Origin of the sequence: Methylobacterium dankookense (genome assembly GCF_902141855.1) — a bacterium.
GTDB classification, from domain to species: Bacteria; Pseudomonadota; Alphaproteobacteria; order Rhizobiales; family Beijerinckiaceae; genus Methylobacterium; species Methylobacterium dankookense.
In genome coordinates, this window is the sequence record NZ_CABFVH010000014.1 from 1 (window position 1) to 13,956 (window position 13,956).

Sequence of the window (13,956 nt, forward strand, 5' to 3'; positions counted from 1 at the left end):
GCCACGGTCGTTGCCGGTGCCGAAGCCGTAGCCGGCGTTGAAACCGGCGTAGAAGCCCGTCCAGGTGAAGACCGGCACCGGGGTGAAGACCGGCGGCGGAGCGGCGCGGCGCGGAAGGTCGGCGGCGAGAGCGGAGCCGGCGCAGCCGATAGCGGCGAGGGCGGTGGCGCCCCGAAGCAGGGAATTCAGCATCTGGTCCTCACAACTCCACAGGTGCCGCGCGTCAGCGCTGACCGGCACGGATCTGAAGATCGGCCTCCCGGGATTGGCTTGATGCCGTGCAGCGCGCCGACCGTCTTTGACGGCCCCTTTGATGGCGGCGCTGCGTTCTGTCCTCGGTTACCTTGGCTGCACAACGCGCTCGAATGGCCAAGGTTCACCCACGGCCACGCTTTTTTCGGACCGCCAGATTGACAAAATGTCGCACCTCTCCGGCCCGCCTCCGCCGGTCAGGGCGCGATGGCGATGGCGGAGATCAGCCGGCCGTAATCGGACTCGCCGCGATGGGTGGTCCGGCGGAAGCTGTAGAAGCGCTCCGCATCCGCGTAGGTGTCGAGGCGCAAGGCCGCCGCCTCGCCGATCCCGGCCTCCTCCAGCCGGGCCAGAATGAAGCCCGGCAGGTCGAACTGGGCATGGTCGGCCCGCGCGCCCGGCCCCAGGAAGCGCTCCATGCCGGGAGCCTCGGCGCGGAAGCGGGCCACGAAATCCGGCCCGACCTCGTAGGAGGGCTGCTCGATGGTGGGCCCGAGCACGGCCACGATCCCGCTGCGCTCGGCCCCGAGCGCCTCCATCGCCGCCACGGTCGCGGCGATCACGCCGGTGAGCGCGCCCTTCCAGCCGGCATGGGCCGCGCCGACGACGCCGTTGCCCGGATCGGCGAACAGGATCGGGCCGCAATCGGCGGTGGCGATACCGAGCGCGATGCCGGGCATGCGGGTCACCATCGCATCGGCCCTGGGGCGCTCGGAGAAGGGGGCCTCGACGGTGACGACCTCGGCCGAATGCACTTGGTACAGGCTGACGAGGCGGTCCGGCCCGAGCCCGAGTTGCGCGCACATCCGCGCCCGGTTCTCGATCACCCGCTCCGGCGCGTCGTCCGAGCCGATGCCGCCGTTCAGCGAGGCGTAGAGGCCCTCCGAAACACCGCCCTGGCGGGTGAAGAAAGCGTGGCGCAGGCCGGCATGGCCGCTCAGTTCCGGGGCTTCGATGAACATGCGAGGGTGTTCCGGCGCTTCCATTCCGAAGGTCGGACGCCTCGATAGCTGAACCGAAAGCGGGTGACGACGGTTGTTTCGCTCAGAGCCGTGCGCTCCGGACGTCACGCAGGAGGTTCGACCATGACGCAGCGGATCAAGCCCGACCGGCCGATCTGGCCGACCCCACCCGCCGACACGCGCTCCGGCTCCGCCCCCGCCGACACGCAGACCCACCCACGGCCGCGGAACGCGTCGGCCGCATCCTAGGTCCCGAGGGGATCATCCCCGCGGCGGGGCGCCGGGGCAGAGCCCCGGCAGTTCCTGGGCTCCGCCCTGGACCCGCGAAAGGGATGATCCCTTTCGCAACACGAACTCAGCCGAGCGCCGGGAGGGGGAGGCCCGGTGCGGCCACGCCCATCGCCTTGAACAGGCTGCCCATGCCGCGGCGCCCGGGGTCGGTGAGCCGCGTGCGGGCCGCGTCGATGGCGGCGGCCTGGGCGGCGTCGGCCTTCGCCTTCAGCCGTTCGGCGCGGGCATCGAGCCCCATGGCGCGCAGGAAGTCGCGCTGGTCCACCGGACCGTGCACGGCCGCGCCCTCGGCCGAGGCGGCCCGGCCGAGGGCCGAGAAATCGACATGGGCGGTGAGGTCGGCGCCGCCCGGATCGGCCAGCGGGTCGACGAAGGCGTGGCGGGCCAGAGCCTGGAGCGTGTCGCCGAAGCCGGGCCGGGCATGGCCGTAATCGATGGCGAGCAGCGCGCCGCCCTGCGCCGCGAGCCGGCGCGCGAGCCGGCGCATCAGGTCGAGCCCGGCGCCCGGCACCGTCATCAGCACGCCCTCGGGCCCCAGGGCCGTGATCTCGGAGGCCGGCTCCGGTGCGAGGCCGAAGGCGAGGCGGTCGCCGTCGAGCCCGACCACGCGCTCGCACCAGCCGCCCGCGGTGCGCTGGAACTGGCGCACGGGCAGGCAATCGAAGAACTCGTTGGCGATGACGATCGCGGGCCCTTCGGGCAGGGTATCGATGCCCTCGTGCCAGGTCGGCGCATGCGCCTGGAGCGCCGAACCTTGCGCCGCCCGTAGGGTCGGACTCGTCTCCACGAGATGCAGATCGAAGCGGGCGCCGCACGCGGCACTGCCAAGAGCACGCAGAGCGTCGCTTGCCAGTGTGCCGCGGCCGGGCCCGAGCTCGACGAGCGTCAGGCGCTCGGGCGCGCCCATGGCCTCGCGCACGAGGGCGATCCAGATTCCGATCAGCTCGCCGAACATCTGGCTGATCTCGGGCGCGGTGGTGAAGTCGCCCCGCGGCCCCAGCGGATCCCGCGTCCGGTAATAGCCGTGGACGGGATGGGCGAGGCAGAGCGCCATGTAGCGGTCGATGCCGATCGGCCCGGTCTCGCGGATCAGGCCGACGATCTCGGCGCCGAGCGCCCCGCTCACGCCTCGACCGCCCGGTCGGCCGCCGCGCTCTCCTCCACCGGGTGGCGCGGGCGCGTCCAGCCGCGGGCGGCGAGCACGATGTAGGTGAGCCCGATCAGCGCCATCGGCACGCAGAGCAGCATGCCCATGGTGACGCCGCCGCCGAGCGGCCCGAGATGCTCGCCGAACAGGTAGCCGAGCTGCCGATCGGGCTCGCGGAAGAACTCGCAGGCGGTGCGGGCCACCGCGTAGCCGAGCACGAAGATGCCGCCGAGGAGGCCCGGCTTGCGGAAACCGAACCGGTTCACCGCGAGCGCCATCACGATGAAGAGCAGGAAGCCCTCGGTCGCCGCCTCGTAGAGCTGGCTCGGATGGCGCGGGACGGGCCCGCCGCTCGGGAAGACGATGGCGTAGGGGAAGTCCGGCGCGACGCGGCCCCAGAGCTCACCGTTCACGAAATTGGCGATGCGGCCGAAGAACAGGCCGATCGGGACGACCACGGCGCCGATATCGAGAAGCGTATAGCCGTTGAGGCCGCGCGCACGGGCGAAGAGCAGGAAGGCGAGGATGGCGCCGAGGAAGCCGCCGTGGAACGACATGCCGCCGTTGCGGATCGCGAAGATCTCGATCGGATCGGCGATGTAGAGCGGCAGGTTGTAGAACAGCACGTAGCCGATCCGGCCGCCGAGCACGACGCCGAGCGCCACCCAGACCACAAGATCGTCGATGTCGGTGACGGTCGGCCGCTTCACCACGCCCCAGAGACGGTCGGCCATCACGAGGCGGCGGGCATACCACCAGCCGCCGATCAGCCCGGCGATGTAGGCGAGGGCGTACCACTTCACCGTGATCGGTCCGATCGCCAGGGCGACGGGGTCTATGGACGGGAAGGGCAGGGCAAGGAGCGGCGGCATCGGGCTCGGCCTCCGGTTTCGGAAACGGGAGGCATTGGACGGGGGCAGCCGCGAGCGTCAACCCCGGGGCTGGATCAGAGGTCGCGGCCGTCCACCTCCGGCGCGAGGCGTTCGATCGCTTCCTGCATCTTCGGCATGCGGGGGTAGAGCGCCACGGCGCGGCGATAGGCGCTCAGCGCGAGCTTCTTGTCCTCCAGGGACTGGTAGATCCGGCCGAGCGCCGCCCAGGCCTCGAAATGGCGCGGCTCCAGCACGAGGGCGCGCTGCAGGTCGGTGACCGCTGCCTGCTTGTCCGAGAGCAGCCAGAACACCGTGGCGCGCCGGTTCCAGCCCTCCGACCAGGCCGGCTCCAAGGCGGTGACCCGGTCCATCAGCTCGGCGGCCAGGGGGAAGTCCTTGGTGGACATCGCCTGTCGGGCGCGCTCCGTCAGGAGATCGGCCGTGGCGCTGCCGGAGCGGTCGAGGCGGCGCTCGATCAGCTTGGCCACGCCCTTGGCCTCCTCGTCGTCCTCCGTCTCGCGCAGGCGCGTGTAGAGGTCGTCCAGGCTGACCGCCGGCGGGGTCTTGCGCGCGCCCTCCCGCTCGCCGGCGGGCGGCCGGTCCGGCAGGCCGGGCGGCGCGGCGAGCGCGCTGCCCGCGACGAGGATCGCGAGGAAGCCGAGCGTCAGGGGAGCGTGGCGCAGCATGGCGCGAGCTTGGTCGCGGCGCGGCGTGCCGTCAACGCGCGCGAACGCCGCGCATGCGAAAAGGCAGGCGCCGCATGAGCGGCACCTGCCTTCGAAACATCGGTCCGGCCCCGGTCGGGGCGCGGAAGGCTCAGCCCTGGCGGGCCTTGAAGCGCTTCTGGGTCTTGTTGATCACGTAGACCCGGCCCTTGCGGCGCACGAGCTGGTTGTCGCGGTGACGACCGCGGAGCGACTTGAGCGAGTTGCGAATCTTCATGATGTCCTCGGCGCGGCGGCCGTCCATGCACGGGTGTCGGGAGCGGGAAGCCCGGAGGCCCCCTGCGATGGTGGTGCACGCATCGCGGAAAGGCGGCCCCTGTATCAGGATTCGCCCTGCGGAGGCAAGCCGGACCGCGCCGCTTCGTCGCTCCCGGATACCCGTCCGCGGCCGCATTCCTAACCCGAACAGGGTATGTCGTCGATCGTCGAATTGGATGAGGATCGCGCTCCTGACGTCGAACTCTTGAGGGACGTCCGATGAGCGCGCGCAGAGTCCAGGGTTGGGTGCCCGATTTCTCCGGCTATCCCGATCTCGTCGTGATGTATCTCGGCATGCGGGTCCGGAGCCTCCGGGGCTTGAAGACCGCTATCTTCATCGGTCCGCCGATCGACAGGGCGGGGGCGGCGCGTCCGGACGGGCTGCTGCACTACGAGAATCGAATCGTCTACCAGTTCTTCCCCTTCCATGTCGGCATGCGCTGGTACTGGCGCGACATGGAGAGCCTGGAGGCCTGGGCGAGGACCGAGCCGCATCGGACCTGGTGGATGCGCTTCACCCAGGACGCGCAGGGCGTCGGGATCTGGCACGAGACCTACCACATGCGCGGCGGGATGGAGGCGATCTACACCACCCCGGACACCCATCCCGGCTTCGGCGGATTCATGCCGGTGATGCCGGCGCGCGGCACGATGGCCTCGCGCCACCAACACCACGCCGCGTCCGATCTCTCCGACCTGCCCGAACCGAGCGGGCCCGAACGCGACGCGGCCTGACGGCTCAGCCGAGCCGCTCCGCGATCCGGTCGGCCACACGCAGCGCGTTGGCGATGATGGTCAGCGTCGGGTTCACGGCGCCGATGGACGGGAAGAAGCTCGCATCCGTCACGTAGAGGTTGTCGAGCTCGTGCGCCTTGCAATCGAGGTCGAGCACGCTCGCCGTCGGATCGGTGCCGAAGCGCAGGGTCCCGGCCTGATGCGCGGTGCCGCTCAGGGGGATGTTCTTGCCGAGATAGAGCGAGCGCTCGAACACATAGGCGTAGAGGCCGCCGGGCTCCAGCAGATCCTCGAGCTTCGCGCGCAGGCGGTCATGCGCCTCGCGGTTGGTCTGGCGGATATCGAGGATGGTGCGGCCGTCGCGGTCGATCGAGACGCGGTTGTCCGGGTGCGGCAGGTCCTCGCTCTGCAGCCAGAAATCCATCGAGTGGCGCGCCACCATGTCGAAGGGCGCGTTGGGGAGGAAGCCGGTCCATTTCGGGAATTCCTCGCCGCGGATCTGATCCGGATGCGTCTTCGCGCACATCTGGATCAGGCCCATCGGGTATTCCCACGCCTCCGATTCGAAATAGAAGTCCGAGAGCGCGAGCGTCTTCTGGAAGACGGTGTCGTTGACTTCCTTCGAGAGCGCCATCAGCACCGACATGTTGTGGCGCATGTAGTTGCGCCCGACCTGATCGGAGCCGTTGGCGAGCCCGTTCGGATGAGCGTCATTCGCCGAGCGCAGGAACAGCAGCGCCGAGGAGAGCGCGCCGCAGGCCACCACCACGATATCCGCCGTGTAGCGCTCCTCCCGTCCCTCCCGGGTGACCTGGACGCCCGTCACCGTCCGGCCCGACGCGTCGGTCTCCAGCCGCGAGACGTAGGCGTTGACAAGGAGCGTGACGTTCGCGTGGCTGGCAAGCGTCGGGTCGACGGTCATCACCTGGGCATCTGCCTTGCCATTGAGGAGGCAGGGGAAGCCGTCGAAGGCCTCGCAGCGGATGCAGGTGCTGGTCGGCGTCGCCCGGCCGTTGCGCTCGTCGAGCTTGATCCCGAGCGGCAGGTGGTAGGGCCGCAGGCCCGTCTTGCCCCAGTCGTCGGAGAGCTTCTGGATGCGCGGCTCGTGGGACACGGCCGGATGGTCGAAGGGGCCGCTCGCCCAGGGCTCGGTCGGGTCCTCGCCGCGCTCGCCGTGCACCGCGAACAGACGCTCGGCCTGCGCGTAATAGGGCTCGAACGCGGCATAGGAGACGGGCCAGGCTGGCGAGATCCCGTCCACATGGCGCACCGCGCCGAAATCGCGCTCGCGCAGCCGCAGCAGGGCCGCGCCGTAGACCTTGGAATTGCCGCCGACATAGTAGTGCAGGGCCGGCGAGAAGGCGCGCCCGTCGCCGCCATACCACGTCTCCCGCGCCTGATACTTGCCCTCCACGAAGACGGCGCGGGCGTTCCAGTTGTCCTGGCTGCGCGGCAGGTAGTCGCCGCGCTCCAGGAGGAGGATGCGCTTCCCGGTCTTGGCGAGACGCGCCGTCGCCGAGCCGCCTCCGGGCCCAGAGCCGATGACGATGACGTCGTAATGGTCCTGCATCGCCGGCGTCCCGATCGGTCAGACAGCCGGCCAACGTGGCCCGAGCGGGGCCGTTCCGCGCCGCGGGGTCACGGGATCGTGCACGCTGCGACGCAGCGAAGATTTGTCGCCGGCGCGGCCCGTCGCAACCACGGCCGCGCGCGGACGTTGCCGGGACGCGCGGCCTTACCCCCGCGCCACGCAACGGAGCCCGCGCGCCGCGATGGACGTCTCGACCTGGCTCAATCTCGTCGCGGTGCCGCTCATCGCCAAGATCTGCCTCGTCGGCATGTTCCCGCCGAGCGCCTACGACAAGATCGCGCATTGGGACGAGGCGATGGAGCAGGCCTCGTCCGGCCCGCTGCCCTTCCCCGGCCTCCTCCTTGTGCTCGGCATCGTGGTCGAGTTCGTGACGCCGGTGCTCATCGTGATCGGCTGGTACGATCGCGCCGCCGCCTTCGTGCTGATGGGCTTCTGCGCGGTGACGGCCGTGCTGTTCCACCGCTTCTGGGAATACCCGGACTTCTGGTCGCGGAACGGCCCGGGCCGGGCGCATTTCTGGGACTTCCTGAAGAATTTCGGCCTCGTCGGCGGCCTGCTCCTCGTGGTGATCGGCGGCGCCTACGCGCCGGCATCCGAGGTTGCCCGCCATCCCCTCGCCGCCGGCCCCTACGCGGCCGAGGCGCCCGGCAACCCGTGAGGATCGCGCCATGCCAGAATCTGACGCCCCGAGCATGCCCTACTGGCACGTCTACACCGACGCGGAGGGCGTGAGCCGGCAGGCGCGGTTCGCGCTGACCGCGTTCCAGTTCCAGGGCGTCGGCCCGGGCGTCGCGCCGCAATGGAACGACAAGATGGATCCTTCCCAGGCTGGCGTGACCTTCTCGGTGCTGCCCGTCGGCTGGGTCGGCGAATGGCACGAGAACCCGAAGCCGCAATGGATCGCCGTGCTCTCCGGCCGCTGGTTCGTGGAGACCATGGACGGGACCCGCGTCGAGATGGGCCCGGGCGAGCTGATGTTCGGCGAGGACCAGAACACCAAGCCGCGCGACGGCCGGAAAGGACACCTCTCCGGCACGGTGGGGGATGAGCCCTGCACCATGATCGTCACCGGGCTCGACGTAACGCCGACCGTGAACCAGCCCGGTCGCTTCAGATAGGGGCGGCGCGATGGACGGATTCGAGATCTGTCAGCCGCGCTTCAACAGCTTCGTGCTGCCGAACGCACCGCTGGAGATGCTGGCCGAGGGCTTCCGCTGGTGCGAGGGGCCGGTCTGGTTCGGCGACCGCGCGGAGCTTTTGTTCTCGGACCTGCCGAACGACCGGGTGATGCGCTGGTGCGAGGGCGCGGGCCTCAGTACCTACCGCGACCATGTCGGCTTCGAGAACGGGCATGCCCGCGACCGGCAGGGGCGGCTCCTCTCCTGCTCGCACCGCCTGCGCCGGATCGCCCGGACGGAGCTCGACGGCAGCGTGACCACACTCGCCGATTCCTACCGGGGCAAGCGGCTCAACGCCCCGAACGACATCGTCTGCAAGTCGGACGGCACGATCTGGTTCTCGGACCCGCCCTACGGCATCCAGACCGATTACGAGGGCGGCAAGCAGGACTCCGAGCTGCCGGCCAACCTCTACCGGTTCGACCCGCGCGACGGCTCCCTCACCGTCGCGGCCGACGATTTCGATGGGCCGAACGGCCTCTGCTTCTCGCCGGACGAGCGCCTACTCTACGTGGCGGAGACCGGCCTGCAATTCGCCGAGAACCCGACCCGTCACATCCGCGTCTTCGACGTCGCCGAGGATGGCCGCCTCTCCAGGCCGCGCATCTTCCATACGATAGAGCCCGGCATGGCGGACGGGTTCCGCTGCGACGAGGAGGGCAATCTCTGGTCGAGCGCGGGGGACGGCGTGCACGTGATCGATCCGGGCGGCGACCTCCTCGGCAAGATCCGGACGCCGGCCACCGTGTCGAACCTCGCCTTCGGTGGGCGCAATCTCAGCCGCCTGTTCCTCTGCGTCTCGCACAGCCTGATGGCGATCTACGTGAACCGGCGCGGGGTCCGGCTGGTGTGAGCGCGATCCTCGCCATCGGCCGCACCGTCGCCGACCTCGCCCGGACGGAGGCCTTCTACCGCGACGGGCTCGGTTTCGAGGCCGAGGGACCGCCCGAGCCGCTGCCCGAGCCGCTCCGGCAGGCCATGGGGCTCGAGGCTCACGCGGCGCACCGGCTCCGCATGCGGCTCGGCGGGCAGCGGCTCGACTTTCTCCGGGTCGAGCCGGCGGGCGCGCCCTATCCCGAGGCGCCGCGGGCGACCGATCCGTTCTTCCAGCACATCGCGATCCCCGTGCGCGACATGGCGGCGGCCGCGGACCGGCTCGCCACCGCCGAGGCGATGCCGATCAGCATCGGCGGCCCGCAACGGCTGCCGGCCGCGTCGGGCGGCGTCACCGCCTGGAAGGCCCGCGACCCGGACGGGCACCCGGTCGAGCTGATCGATTTCCCCGGCGGCCCGTCCGCCGAGACCTGGGCGGAGGCGCCCGGCCTGTTCCTCGGCATCGACCATTCGGCGCTGACCGTCACCGACCTCGATGCGGCGCTCGCCTTCTTCCCCGGCGCGCTCGGAATCCGGCTGGCGCAACGGGGCCTGAATGTCGGCCCGGAGCAGGCCCGCCTCGACGGCCTGCCCGATCCGGAGGTCGACGTGCTGGCGCTGGAGCCGGCCGGAGGCGGCCCGCCGCATCTCGAATTGCTGCATTACCGGAGGCCAGGGACCGATCGGCCGACGCCTGCCCCCTTCGGCCCCGCCGACCGCGCGACGAGCCGCCTCATCTTGGCGGTAACCGATCTCACGGCCGCGGCGAATGCCATCCGCGCCGCCCGCTATCCCGTCCGGGTCGCGGGCGACGTGGCCTACACCGCCGGACCGGACGGGCACGGACTCGTGCTGCAACAGAGCCCTTGACGGATCCGGCCTACAAATAAATTGCGCACAACCTAGAACCGTTGCAGCTTGTGGCTGTGCATTTGCAAGGCGCTCGCCCTTATCGGCAGCGCCGTTCTTGTGGGGACCCTGAATGCCTCGTTCGATCATCCGCCTCGCGCTGCTCTCCGGCTTCGCGCTCGCCCTCGCGGCGGGCGCGCCCGCCCGCGCGCAGGAGGCCAGCACCGCCGAGCAGACCATCGACGTGATGAACAAGCTCTGGGGCAAGAACCCGGGCTTCCGCGCGAACCACGCCAAGGGCGTCGTGGTCGAGGGCAGCTTCACGCCGAGCAAGGAGGCCGCCGCCATCAGCAAGGCCTCGCTGTTCGCCGGACCCGCCGTGCCCGTCACCGTCCGGTTCTCAGACGCGACCGGCCTGCCGATGGTGCAGGACGGCTCGGCCAAGGCCACCCCGCACGGCATGGCACTGAAGTTCAAGCTGGCCGACAGCAGCGAGATGGACGTCGTCGTCAACGCGCTGAAGTTCTTCCCCGTCGCAACGGGCGAGGAGTTCCGAGACCTGCTCAAGGCGGTCTCGGAGAGCGGGCCCGATGCGGCCAAGCCGACGCCGGTGGAGACGTTCGTCGCCGCCCATCCGGCCGCGGGGACCGCTGGCGCGACGGCTAAGACGCCGTCGAGCCTCGCCCGGCAGATCTATAACGGCGTGAACGCCTTCGTGTTCGTCGACAAGGCCGGCAAGCGCCAAGCCTTCCGTTACCGCTTCGTGCCTGTGGCCGGCGAGGATCTGCTCAGCCCTGAAGAGGCGGCCAAGCAGGGCGACAGCTACCTGATGCAGGAGATCGCCACGCGCGTCGGCAAGGAGCCGGTGAGCTTCAAGGTGCTCGCCCAACTCGCCGAGGCCGGCGACCCGACCAACGACGCCACCAAGCCCTGGCCGGATTCGCGCAAGACCGTCGATCTCGGCACGCTCACGCTGACCAAGGCGGTGCCCGACAGCAAGGAGGCCGAGAAGGCGCTCCTGTTCATGCCGAACGCGCTGACCGACGGCATCGAGGTCTCGGACGACCCGCTGATCGACGCCCGCGTCCAGGCCTACGCCGTCTCCTTCAGCCGCCGCCAGCAGTAGCCGGCGGTGACGAGGCGCGAAGAGGGACCCCGGCCGCTGAGGCGACACCGGGGACCATCCCGCCGAATCCGATCGGTCTCTTCGGGATGGCGGATCCGGGCTTCAACGTGATCGCTCGAGTTCGAGATGGGCCTCTCCTCCCCCTTGCGGGGAGGAGCCGGAGGTGGGGGTGGTGCCGAACAACGGTCGACGCTCCACCCTGAGCCACCCCCACCCCTGACCCCTCCCCGCAAGGGGGAGGGGACGCTTCCTATGATCGATCCGGCCAGGCCGGAGACCGGCTCAGATCTCGATCTCGGTGCCGACCTCGACGACTTGGCGGGTCGGGACGCAGAAGAAGGCGCCGGTGCGCTCGGCGTTGCGCTGCATGAAGGCGAACAGCGTCTCCCGCCACGGCATCATGCCGCGCTGGTCGCTCTTCGGAATGATGGTCTCGTGCCCGACGAAGACTGTGAGGTCGTCGAGCAGGGAGGCCGGCAGGTGCCGGTGCTCCATGGCGCAGCGCAGGCCCTCGGGGATCGAGGCGTCCTCCATGAAGCCGTAGCGCAGGACCAGCCGGTAGAAGTCCGGCGCGAGCAGGGTGACGCGGGCGCGCTCGCTCTGCGGCACGGTGGGAGTCTCCTCGTAGAGCGCCGTGACGATGAGGACGCGGCGGTGGAGTGCGTGGCTGCGCTCCACGAAGCGGGACAGGTGCAGCGGGATGCCGTGGGTCGCCGAGGACAGGAAGGCGCCGGTCCCGGGCAGGCGCACGATGTCCTGGTGCTGGAGATGCGAGAGGAAGACCGGCTCGGGCAGGCGCAGCCCGGTGCGGGCCTCCTCCACGAGGTGGTTGCCCTTGCGCCAGGTGAGCATCATCAGCGCGATGATCGCGGCGAGCAGCAGCGGAAACCAGCCGCCCTCGAACAGCTTCACGCTGTTGGCGCCGAGGAAGACGAGGTCGATGCAGAGGAAGAAGCCGTTCACCGCGATCACGGCGAGGACGTTGTAGCCCCATTTGTGGGCGATCAGCGCGGCGAGCAGCGTGGTGATCGCCATCAGCAGCGAGACCGCGATGCCGTAGGCGCCGGCCAGCGCGTCCGAGGTCTCGAAGAGCAGAACCGCGGTCAGCGTCGCTGCGGCGAGGAGCCAGTTCACCGCCGGCACGTAGATCTGGCCGCGCTCGTCGCTCGCCGTCTGGACGATGCGCATGGTCGGCAGGAAGCCGAGTTGGATCGCCTGCTGCGTCAGCGAGAACACGCCCGAGATGATCGCCTGCGAGGCGATCACGGTCGCCATCGTAGCGAGCCCGATCAGGGGATAATGCGCCCAGTCGGGCGCGAGGCGGTAGAACGGGTTCTCGATGGCGTCGGGCTCGGCGAGCAGCACCGCACCCTGGCCGAAATAGTTCACGACGAGGGCGGGCAGGACCAGGGCGAACCACGAGACCCGGATCGGCTTGGCGCCGAAATGCCCGAGATCGGCGTACATCGCCTCGCCGCCGGTCACGGCGAGGAAGGCGGCGCCGAGCATCGCGAAGCTGACGCCCCAGCCGGCATGAAACAGGAAGTCGATGGCCCGGAACGGGTTGGCGGCGGCCAGGATCTCCGGCTTCTGGAGAATGCCGCCGAGGCCCAGCAGGGTGAGGACGAGGAACCAGACGAGCATCACCGGTCCGAACATCCGCCCGATGAAGGCGACGCCCTTGCTCTGCACCAGGAACAGGGCGACGAGGATGACGAGGGTGATCGGCACCACGTAGCGGCCGAGCGCCGGCGCATCGACCTTGAGGCCCTCGATCGCCGAGAGCACGGAGATCGCCGGCGTGATCGCCCCGTCGCCGTAGAGGAGCGCGGCGCCGACGAGGCCGACCACGAGGAGCCAGGCCTGCCAGGTGCCCGACTTGGCGTGGCGCGCCCCGAGCAGCGCCAGCATCGCGACGATCCCGCCCTCGCCGCGATTGTCGGCGCGCAGGATCAGCACCGCGTATTTCAGCGAGACGATCAGGACCAGCGCCCAGAGGATCAGCGAGACCGCGCCGATCACGGCGGCCGGAGCCGCGCTGTGGGCGCCCTGGCTCGCCGCGCGCACCGCCTCCTTGAAGGCGTAGAGCGGGCTGGTGCCGATGTCTCCGTAGACGATGCCGAGCGCGCCAAGCAGCAAGGCCGGCTTCAGCCGGCCGTGCCCCTCGTGACCGGACTCCCCGTCCGCACGGACCTCGGTCTGGCTCAACGCAGTGCTCCGGGCAGAATCGACCCGATCCAGGTCATATCGCACCGTATAACGCGAAGCTCGACCTTATGGCCTCACGACCAGTTCAGACGTCGCGCCGTTGTTACGGGACAAGGATCGCGGCGAGCGCGTCGGGGCAGGGCGCATCCCGGCCGATGCAGGCGACCGGCGCCGCGACGTGCCGTGCGATCGCCGCCGCGACCACCTCGGGCCCGGTCGGGGCGCCCGGGCTCTCGCTCACGGCCACCGCGCGCAAGGGGATGCCATGCAGGCGCAGGGTCTCGCAGGCGGTCAGCGCGTGGCTGATCGCCCCGAGATAGCTGCCCGAGACGAGGATCGCGGGGATCTCCAGGGCCTTCAGCCAGTCGAGGCCCGTCGCCTCGGGGGTGACCGGGCTCATTAGGCCGCCGACGCCCTCGATCAGCAGGACGCCCCCGGCCGCCGCGATCTCCGCGCGGCACCAGGCGACGAGATCGGCAAGCGCGAGCGCGCGGCCCTCGCGGGCGGCGGCCTGATCCGGCGCGAGCGGGGCTGTGAAGCGCCAGGGCGAGCAGGCCGCCACCGCCTCGGAGCTCGGCGCCAGCCCCTGCGCGGCAAGGAGCCGCGCGGTGTCGCTCTCGGCGAAGGCCGGATCGTCGAGGGGCGGGACCCCGCTCGCGAGCGGCTTCAGGGTGCGGACGCGGATGCCGTCCGCGCGCAGCCGCCGGGTGAGGGCGGCCGTGACATAGGTCTTGCCGATCTCGGTGCCGGCGCCGGCGATGAAGAGGGCGGGCATGTCGGTCTCGAACCGGAAATCCCCTCCTCAAACCTCATCCTGAGGTGCTGCGCAGCAGCCTCGAAGGAGCCCTCCGGAAAGCATGGAGACCCCTGGAGGGCTCCTTCGAGGCCC

General features: G+C 70.4%; 14 protein-coding genes and 1 pseudogene. 6 read left to right on the forward strand and 9 right to left on the reverse strand.

Annotated features, from left to right (window positions below; all coding sequences use genetic code 11):
* The 6 genes and pseudogenes from MTDSW087_RS12615 to ykgO form a co-directional block, all read right to left on the reverse strand.
* Window positions 1–189, reverse strand: a pseudogene (locus MTDSW087_RS12615) (porin family protein); the annotation flags it as partial.
* A 260-nt stretch (window positions 190–449) separates the two neighbouring features.
* Window positions 450–1,214 carry a peptidoglycan editing factor PgeF gene (gene pgeF, locus MTDSW087_RS12620; RefSeq protein ID WP_144764340.1) on the reverse strand — a complete coding sequence of 255 codons (765 nt, stop codon included), beginning with the start codon at window positions 1,212–1,214 and terminating at the stop codon, window positions 450–452.
* A gap of 355 nt (window positions 1,215–1,569) precedes the next feature.
* The gene (locus MTDSW087_RS12625) at window positions 1,570–2,631 is read right to left on the reverse strand and encodes a class I SAM-dependent methyltransferase (RefSeq protein WP_238179793.1); all 1,062 of its coding nucleotides are present in this window, start codon (window positions 2,629–2,631) and stop codon (window positions 1,570–1,572) included.
* Window positions 2,628–3,524 (reverse strand): prolipoprotein diacylglyceryl transferase, encoded by an 897-nt coding sequence (gene lgt, locus MTDSW087_RS12630; RefSeq protein WP_144764342.1) that lies wholly within the window; start codon window positions 3,522–3,524, stop codon window positions 2,628–2,630. The genes MTDSW087_RS12625 and lgt overlap by 4 nt, the downstream gene beginning before the upstream one ends.
* A gap of 74 nt (window positions 3,525–3,598) precedes the next feature.
* Window positions 3,599–4,210 carry a tetratricopeptide repeat protein gene (locus MTDSW087_RS12635; protein WP_144764344.1) on the reverse strand — a complete coding sequence of 204 codons (612 nt, stop codon included), beginning with the start codon at window positions 4,208–4,210 and terminating at the stop codon, window positions 3,599–3,601.
* A gap of 130 nt (window positions 4,211–4,340) precedes the next feature.
* On the reverse strand, window positions 4,341–4,466 hold the full coding sequence (ykgO, locus tag MTDSW087_RS12640) for a type B 50S ribosomal protein L36 (protein ID WP_003601867.1): 126 nt from the start codon (window positions 4,464–4,466) through the stop codon (window positions 4,341–4,343).
* A gap of 260 nt (window positions 4,467–4,726) precedes the next feature.
* Here ykgO and MTDSW087_RS12645 point away from each other — a divergent pair, with 260 nt between their 5' ends.
* The gene (locus MTDSW087_RS12645; RefSeq protein ID WP_238179792.1) at window positions 4,727–5,242 is read left to right on the forward strand and encodes a phenylacetaldoxime dehydratase family protein; all 516 of its coding nucleotides are present in this window, start codon (window positions 4,727–4,729) and stop codon (window positions 5,240–5,242) included.
* A 4-nt stretch (window positions 5,243–5,246) separates the two neighbouring features.
* Here the strand turns inward: MTDSW087_RS12645 and MTDSW087_RS12650 are convergent, their stop codons facing one another.
* Entirely contained in the window at window positions 5,247–6,812 is a 1,566-nt protein-coding gene (locus MTDSW087_RS12650) for a GMC oxidoreductase (protein ID WP_144764346.1), read from the reverse strand.
* 202 nt (window positions 6,813–7,014) lie between these two features.
* On the opposite strand from MTDSW087_RS12650, the gene MTDSW087_RS12655 reads away from it, so the two are divergent.
* The 5 genes from MTDSW087_RS12655 to MTDSW087_RS12675 all read left to right on the forward strand — a co-directional run bounded on the left by MTDSW087_RS12655 (window position 7,015) and on the right by MTDSW087_RS12675 (window position 10,859).
* Window positions 7,015–7,491, forward strand: a complete 477-nt coding sequence (locus tag MTDSW087_RS12655) for a DoxX family protein (protein WP_144764348.1) — start codon at window positions 7,015–7,017, stop codon at window positions 7,489–7,491.
* A 10-nt stretch (window positions 7,492–7,501) separates the two neighbouring features.
* Window positions 7,502–7,951 (forward strand): cupin domain-containing protein, encoded by a 450-nt coding sequence (locus MTDSW087_RS12660; RefSeq protein ID WP_144764350.1) that lies wholly within the window; start codon window positions 7,502–7,504, stop codon window positions 7,949–7,951.
* A gap of 10 nt (window positions 7,952–7,961) precedes the next feature.
* Window positions 7,962–8,864 carry an SMP-30/gluconolactonase/LRE family protein gene (locus tag MTDSW087_RS12665; RefSeq protein ID WP_144764352.1) on the forward strand — a complete coding sequence of 301 codons (903 nt, stop codon included), beginning with the start codon at window positions 7,962–7,964 and terminating at the stop codon, window positions 8,862–8,864.
* Window positions 8,861–9,754, forward strand: a complete 894-nt coding sequence (locus MTDSW087_RS12670; RefSeq protein ID WP_244948384.1) for a VOC family protein — start codon at window positions 8,861–8,863, stop codon at window positions 9,752–9,754. Before MTDSW087_RS12665 ends, MTDSW087_RS12670 begins: the two co-directional genes overlap by 4 nt.
* Window positions 9,755–9,866: 112 nt before the next feature.
* Window positions 9,867–10,859, forward strand: a complete 993-nt coding sequence (locus MTDSW087_RS12675; RefSeq protein ID WP_144764354.1) for a catalase family peroxidase — start codon at window positions 9,867–9,869, stop codon at window positions 10,857–10,859.
* Window positions 10,860–11,141: 282 nt separating this feature from the next.
* On the opposite strand, the gene MTDSW087_RS12685 is transcribed toward MTDSW087_RS12675, so the two are convergent.
* Together MTDSW087_RS12685 and bioD are read right to left on the reverse strand one after the other, a co-directional pair.
* Window positions 11,142–13,067, reverse strand: coding sequence for a potassium transporter Kup (locus MTDSW087_RS12685; RefSeq protein WP_144764355.1), 1,926 nt, complete (start codon window positions 13,065–13,067; stop codon window positions 11,142–11,144).
* Between the two features lie 103 nt (window positions 13,068–13,170).
* Entirely contained in the window at window positions 13,171–13,842 is a 672-nt protein-coding gene (bioD, locus tag MTDSW087_RS12690; protein ID WP_144764357.1) for a dethiobiotin synthase, read from the reverse strand.
* Between the last annotated feature and the right edge of the window lie 114 nt (window positions 13,843–13,956).

Bases quoted from the DNA above. Each gene is read 5' to 3' on its own strand.
- pgeF (WP_144764340.1), bottom strand. From the start codon at position 1,214: ATGTTCATCGAAGCCCCGGAACTGAGCGGCCATGCCGGCCTGCGCCAC.
- lgt (WP_144764342.1), bottom strand. From the start codon at position 3,524: ATGCCGCCGCTCCTTGCCCTGCCCTTCCCGTCCATAGACCCCGTCGCC.
- MTDSW087_RS12635 (WP_144764344.1), bottom strand. From the start codon at position 4,210: ATGCTGCGCCACGCTCCCCTGACGCTCGGCTTCCTCGCGATCCTCGTC.
- ykgO (WP_003601867.1), bottom strand. From the start codon at position 4,466: ATGAAGATTCGCAACTCGCTCAAGTCGCTCCGCGGTCGTCACCGCGAC.
- MTDSW087_RS12645 (WP_238179792.1), top strand. From the start codon at position 4,727: ATGAGCGCGCGCAGAGTCCAGGGTTGGGTGCCCGATTTCTCCGGCTAT.
- MTDSW087_RS12650 (WP_144764346.1), bottom strand. From the start codon at position 6,812: ATGCAGGACCATTACGACGTCATCGTCATCGGCTCTGGGCCCGGAGGC.
- MTDSW087_RS12655 (WP_144764348.1), top strand. From the start codon at position 7,015: ATGGACGTCTCGACCTGGCTCAATCTCGTCGCGGTGCCGCTCATCGCC.
- MTDSW087_RS12660 (WP_144764350.1), top strand. From the start codon at position 7,502: ATGCCAGAATCTGACGCCCCGAGCATGCCCTACTGGCACGTCTACACC.
- MTDSW087_RS12665 (WP_144764352.1), top strand. From the start codon at position 7,962: ATGGACGGATTCGAGATCTGTCAGCCGCGCTTCAACAGCTTCGTGCTG.
- MTDSW087_RS12675 (WP_144764354.1), top strand. From the start codon at position 9,867: ATGCCTCGTTCGATCATCCGCCTCGCGCTGCTCTCCGGCTTCGCGCTC.
- bioD (WP_144764357.1), bottom strand. From the start codon at position 13,842: ATGCCCGCCCTCTTCATCGCCGGCGCCGGCACCGAGATCGGCAAGACC.